The 6,147-nt window shown below is 38.0% G+C and carries 5 protein-coding genes; 4 read left to right on the top strand and 1 reads right to left on the bottom strand.

The genetic code is table 11. The annotated features are described in order from the left end of the window. Positions 1-37 precede the first annotated feature (37 nt). Positions 38-1,114, bottom strand: a complete 1,077-nt coding sequence (locus V7138_RS20090; protein ID WP_335400878.1) for a metallophosphoesterase — start codon at positions 1,112-1,114, stop codon at positions 38-40. A 375-nt stretch (positions 1,115-1,489) separates the two neighbouring features. Between V7138_RS20090 and V7138_RS20085 the strand changes: the two genes are divergently transcribed. From V7138_RS20085 to V7138_RS20070, 4 genes are all read left to right on the top strand, one after another. After that, positions 1,490-3,451 (top strand): LTA synthase family protein, encoded by a 1,962-nt coding sequence (locus tag V7138_RS20085; RefSeq protein WP_335400876.1) that lies wholly within the window; start codon positions 1,490-1,492, stop codon positions 3,449-3,451. Positions 3,452-3,565: 114 nt separating this feature from the next. Next, positions 3,566-3,853, top strand: a complete 288-nt coding sequence (locus V7138_RS20080; RefSeq protein WP_335400874.1) for a YhdT family protein — start codon at positions 3,566-3,568, stop codon at positions 3,851-3,853. Beyond that, on the top strand, positions 3,850-5,310 hold the full coding sequence (gene panF / locus V7138_RS20075; protein WP_335400872.1) for a sodium/pantothenate symporter: 1,461 nt from the start codon (positions 3,850-3,852) through the stop codon (positions 5,308-5,310). Before V7138_RS20080 ends, panF begins: the two co-directional genes overlap by 4 nt. A 109-nt stretch (positions 5,311-5,419) precedes the next feature. Further along, positions 5,420-6,147, top strand: a 728-nt coding sequence (locus V7138_RS20070; RefSeq protein ID WP_335400870.1) for a glycerate kinase, incomplete at its 3' end; no start/stop codon positions are given.

The following is a 6,147-nucleotide window of genomic DNA, read 5'->3' as shown; positions in this document are numbered from 1 at the left end:
TACAAAGGGTACACTTTAGAATGAAGGTAATGCTTTTTTAGTTAAATTCTACGTTAATCATGACTGCCTCAGATCTTGTTCCAAGCCTCAACGGAGGTCCCCAAGTACCAAAACCAGAGGACACGATCGAATGAAAATCTCCTTTTTTCAAGAGGCCATAATCGTTCTCATAAAGCATATCGGTAATCAAGTTTCCAGGAAACAGCTGTCCTCGATGGGTATGTCCGGACAGAATCAAGTCGACACCATTCGCTTTAGCAGCATTTAATTCAGTTGGTTGATGGTCTAACATGATCATGGGTTTTGATAAATCAAGTGGAGACGTAAGCTTTTCGATTTCGACACGATTTTTATCTGTCTCATCATTTCTACCTATTATATAAAAGCTATTTTCGATCATTGTCACTTCATCGGTTAAAACCTCAATACCGAGCTTTTCCATTTCTTCGACAATTTTTTCATTATCACTTCCGTAGTAATCATGATTTCCGAGTGTGGCATATACGCCAAGTGGGGCGTCGATTCTTTTCATTGTGTTACCCATATTTTCCTTTAAAAATGGTTCGATGTGATCATCGATAAGGTCACCAGGGAGTAATACAATATCTGGACGAGTTTCTTCTACTAAATGGACAAATTTTTCAAGGTGGTTTTTACCTACAATACTACCAAGGTGAAAATCGGAAGCCATTAAAATTTTCAAATCATTTCGTTCGACATTTTTCTCGATCGAAATATCATAGGTTTGCACAACAGGACTCCATGCATAGAAAGTCCCGAAACTAAAAATTAGGATGTAAACCATAATGACCCCAAATCCAATCGTGCGAATTCCTCTCTTTTTAAATAGGAAAAATAATACGATTGCGATTGGTAAAAAAACGAGTCCAAATCCTGATAGAATTAGCCAATAATAGCCAATCGTCTGCAAAATGGCTGTTGATGTCGAATAACCTACAAAAATGGTTAAGGATAAAGCCAAAATGACTAAGGTATATGTCTTTTTATGACGAAATGCAAATGCGTGTTTGAGCCAAATCCATCCGATATACCCAAATAAGAAGCTCATCCCACAATAAAGCAAGAGAAATAGGAGAATTGCTAGAATAAACATAGTTCAAATAGCCCTTTCCAATAAAAGTAATTCCTATTATAGTAGTATAATTGAAAGAAATCATTTCGTCTTTGCTTTTGCATTGGATTGTAAAGAAAAAAATGGTCATATATCTGAAGGATGTAACGTATTTTATAAAAGTTTGTAAAAACAGTGTACATGCTGGTATGTAAGGGAATACATAAGTTGAAAGAAAATTTCGGGGTTTTCTAGAACTCTTGACTTTTCGACGAAACGTAGTAAAGTAAGTGAATGTATCGCTGATGTAAATTAAATTACATTTGTTAATAATTTGTTCATATTTGATTGATAAAATAGATTTTACGATTTTAGATATTGAAATAACTCTTGTTTAGATTGAAGGTAGGTGCAATCATGAAAAAGAACATTTTAAAACGTGGTGGTCAAAATATCTTCACTAGTTTTTTTGGCTTCTTCTTATTAGCGGTGTTATTCCTTTGGATAAAAACATTTATTTCGCAAGCAACCGAATTTAACTTAAATATTGATAATTCCTTACAGACTTTTTTATTGATTTTGAATCCACTTGGATCAGCTTTATTCTTTTTGGGTCTATCATTTTTAGGTAAAGGGAAAAAGAGATATAGAAGGCTACTTATTATTTATTTTCTAATGTCCTTCCTTTTATACGCAAATATTTTATATTACCGTTTCTTTAGTGACTTTATTACATTGCCAACATTGTTCCAAACACAAAACTTTGGTGATGTGAGTGGAAGTGTTGTGTCGCTTCTAAAACCATATGATTTCTTATTCTTTATTGACTTTATCGTATTAGTAGCACTTGTGCTATTTAAAGTCGTAAAGATTGAAACGACAACAAGCATGAGAGGTTTAAAAGTAGCCGCCTTATTTGCATTTTCGATTCTAATTTCAGCTATTAACCTTACTCTTGCAGAGGCAGATCGTCCACAGCTTTTAACACGTGGATTTGACCGCCACTATATCGTCAAATATTTAGGAATGTATAACTACACGATTTATGATGCTGTACAAAGTACAAAAGCTTCAACTCAAAGAGCTTTAGCGGATAGCAATGACAGCATCGAAGTGATTAACTATACAAAAGCAAACTATGCTGAGCCAAATCCAAAGTATTTTGGAGCAGGTGAAGGCATGAACGTGATTTATCTGCATCTTGAGTCGATGCAAAACTTCTTAATCAATTACAAGCTGCATGGAGAAGAAGTAACACCATTCCTAAATTCATTAGTGAATGAAGGGAATACTCTTTACTTTGATAATTTCTTCCATCAGACAGCACAAGGTAAGACCGCTGATGCGGAGTTTATTCTTGAGAACTCATTATATGGATTACCTCAAGGGTCTGCTTTTACAACGAAAGGCTTGAACACGTATCAAGCGGCACCAGCAATCCTTGGTCAGCAGGGGTATACATCTGCTGTATTCCACGGTAACTCAGGAAGCTTCTGGAACCGTAATGAAATCTATAAATCATTTGGCTATAATCACTTCTTTGATTCAAGCTACTATCAGATGAATCAAGAAGACCTTGCTGAATATGGTTTAATGGATAAGCCGTTTTATGAGCAATCAGCCGATTTATTAGAAACATTACCACAGCCATTTTATACAAAATTTATTACCGTTACACATCACTATCCTTACCGAATTGATGATGAGGATGCAACAATAGAACCACATACAACTGGTGACCGTTCTGTTGACCGATATTTCCAAACTGCACGATATGCAGATGAAGCAATCGAGCAATTCTTTAATGATCTAAAAGAAAAAGGATTATACGATAATTCCATTATCATTATGTATGGTGACCATTATGGGATTTCTGAAAACCATAATAAAGCCATGACGCAAGTTTTAGGAAAAGAAGAAATTACATCATTTGATAATGCTTCCCTTCAACGGGTACCATTGTTTATCCGTGTTCCAGGTATGGAAGGTGGAGTCCAGCACCAATATGGTGGTCAAATTGACCTTCTTCCAACACTTTTACACTTGCTTGGAATTGATTCAAAAGAGTATGTTCAATTTGGAACGGATTTACTGTCTGAGCAACATGATCAAGTTATTCCATTCCGTAATGGTGATTTCGTAAGTCCAACTATTTCTGCCGTTGATGGCAAGTTTTATGATTCAGTGACTGGTGCTGAAATTGCTGAAGATCAACTCGATACTGCTAATAAGCTTCAAGACATTGTTGAAGAAAAATTAGCAACTTCAGATAAAGTTGTAAATGGTGACTTATTACGATTCTACACACCAGAAGGATTTGAACCGGTTGATCGTTCAAATTACAATTATTTGCTTGATGATGAGAAATCAGCTGAGTAACTCGTATAAAGCTACCTAAGATGAATTCTTAGGTAGCTTTTTTTGATGGCAAGTTGGGATTTTTGGGCAGTATAGAGAATAGACGTGTTTTTGTTACAAATAAGGAGTAGTAGTATGGAAAAAAATAAGAATACGGGTGATCTTAGGTACAAGGTTGCCAAGAAAGAAGCATTACTTGGAATAGGTTTAGCTGTTTTTAATTTTTTATGGTGGTTTGGCTTTGCGTATGGATTAGGGTCAAAGCCGGTTTCCGAATATACATATATTGCTGGTTTACCAAGCTGGTTTTTCTATAGTTGTGTTGTTGGTTTTCTAGTTGTCGTCTTTTTAGTGATCGTTCTTGTGAAATTTGTTTTTAAAGAGGTCCCTTTTGAAGAAGACGAGGGAGGGGACTCCTTATGAATTGGCAAGTGTTAATCCCTTTCGTGGGTTTATTAGTGTTTATTTTTATCATTGGTATTTATGCGGCTGGTCGGCTGAAGGGAAGCTCCGGATTTCTTCAAGATTATTTTCTTGGAAGTCGTGAACTCGGTGGATTTGTGCTAGCCATGACAATGGTCGCAACATATGGAAGTGCGAGTAGCTTCATTGGTGGTCCTGGTGCTGCTTATAATATAGGGCTTGGTTGGGTATTGTTAGCGATGATTCAAGTAGTCACCGGGTATTTTGTGCTTGCCGTTTTAGGGAAAAAATTTGCGATTGTGGCCCGAAAAATAAATGCCGTAACGCTCATTGATTTTTTAAAAGAGCGCTATAATTCGAAGTGGGTTGTACTGCTATCTGCCTTAAGTATTATCATTTTTTTGTTTGCCTCGATGTCTGCACAATGGGTTGGTGGCGGTCGATTAATTGAGTCCTTAACGGGTATGTCCTATACAAGCTCATTATTTATCTTTGCAATTTCTATATTAGTTTATGTAACAATTGGCGGATTTCGCGCTGTTGCGTTAACAGAGACAATACAGGGAATTATCATGTTTGTTGGGACCTTAATCATCCTCATTGGGACCATCATTGCTGGTGGTGGTGTGCCTGCCATTATGGAGGAACTTATCGGGCAAAACCCTAATCTTGTTTCACCATTTGGGCATGATCGTTCCCTTACTCCTTTATATTTGTCATCCTTTTGGATTCTCGTTGGGGTAGGGGTTGTTGGATTACCACAGATTGCTGTACGGGCGATGTCATATCGAAACGCAAAGGCCATGCACCTAGCCATGATTATCGGCACCGTTGTAGTCGGCTTTATCATGTTGGGCATGCATTTATCTGGGGTGTTTGCAAGGGCAATCATTCCTGGGATTGAAGTTCCGGATACGGTTATGCCACTGCTAGCAATGGAGGTATTACCACCTTGGCTAGCAGGAGTTGTTTTGTCTGCACCCATGGCAGCGATCATGTCTACCGTTAACTCTTTATTATTAATTGTCGGATCTTCAATTGTAAAAGATGTGTATTTGAATTACATCAAAACTGATGCATCTGACCGTGTTGTTAAAAATTTAAGTATGAGTGTAACGGCATTGGTCGGAGTCCTTGTCTTCTTAACAGCCATCCATCCGCCTGATTTGTTAATCTGGTTAAACTTATTTGCTTTTGGTGGACTGGAAGCGGCGTTTATTTGGCCGGTCGTGCTTGGATTGTATTGGCAAAAGGGGAATAAATATGGAGCTATTTCCTCAATCCTTGTGGGCGTTGGAAGCTATATTCTCATCCATACGACTTATCCGGATGGCTTTGGCATGCATTCTATAGTCTTGCCTGTCTTTTTCTCGCTTATTGCGTATATCGTTGCAAGCTTACTGGTGAAGGAAAAAGATCTGGAACATTTACGAAATATTGATGCGAAGTTTTCATAATCGACAAGCCCTCGTGCTTGTCGATTTTTTTTTAGGCCATGGGTGTTTTGAAATGGTACGATGTAAATAAGGGTGTTATTAGATGAATTAAATATAAAGGAGGTCCACGATGAAGGTTGTAATCGCGATTGATTCATTTAAGGGTAGTATCTCATCTCTCGAAGGTAGTAAAGTGATTGCTTCAGGAATAAATGAAGTGTATCCAGATGCTGAGATCACAATTATGCCGCTTGCAGATGGTGGTGAAGGAACAGTTGAAGCTTTAGTTCGAGCAACTAGTGGGGAAATGATCGAAACATGTGTAACGGGTCCGTTGAGGGAGACGGTTTCTGCTGTCTATGGCATTTTAGGAGATGGAAAAACTGCTGTCATTGAAGTTGCGGCAGCATGTGGACTTCCACTTGTTCCAGTTGAAAAACGAAATCCGAAACAAACCACAAGCTTTGGAGTGGGCGAGTTGATACTAGATGCGTGTAAAAGAGGCTGTCGAGAGTTTGTGATTGGGCTGGGAGGAAGCTCTACGAATGACGCGGGCGTTGGTATGCTTCAAGCGCTTGGCTATCGGTTTTTAGATCAAAAAGAACAAGAGGTTGGATTTGGTGGTCATGTTTTAAAGGATATCGCTCAAATCGACAATAAGGGCGTACATCCAATATTAAAGGAATGTACATTCCGAATTGCTTGTGATGTAAACAATCCACTCTTCGGTCCAAATGGGGCTGCGTTTGTTTATGGTCCACAAAAAGGAGCAGATGAAGCAATGGTAGTGGAATTAGATGAGGGGCTAAAACAGTTTTCTAATATTGTCCAAAAGACGTTGTTCATAGATATTCATTC

The organism is Bacillus sp. JJ1533 (genome assembly GCF_036965045.1).
Classification (GTDB): Bacteria; Bacillota; Bacilli; order Bacillales; family Bacillaceae_L; genus Ferdinandcohnia.
The sequence above is the reverse complement of the archived record's forward strand: the minus strand, read 5'-3'. Positions and strand labels throughout refer to the sequence as shown.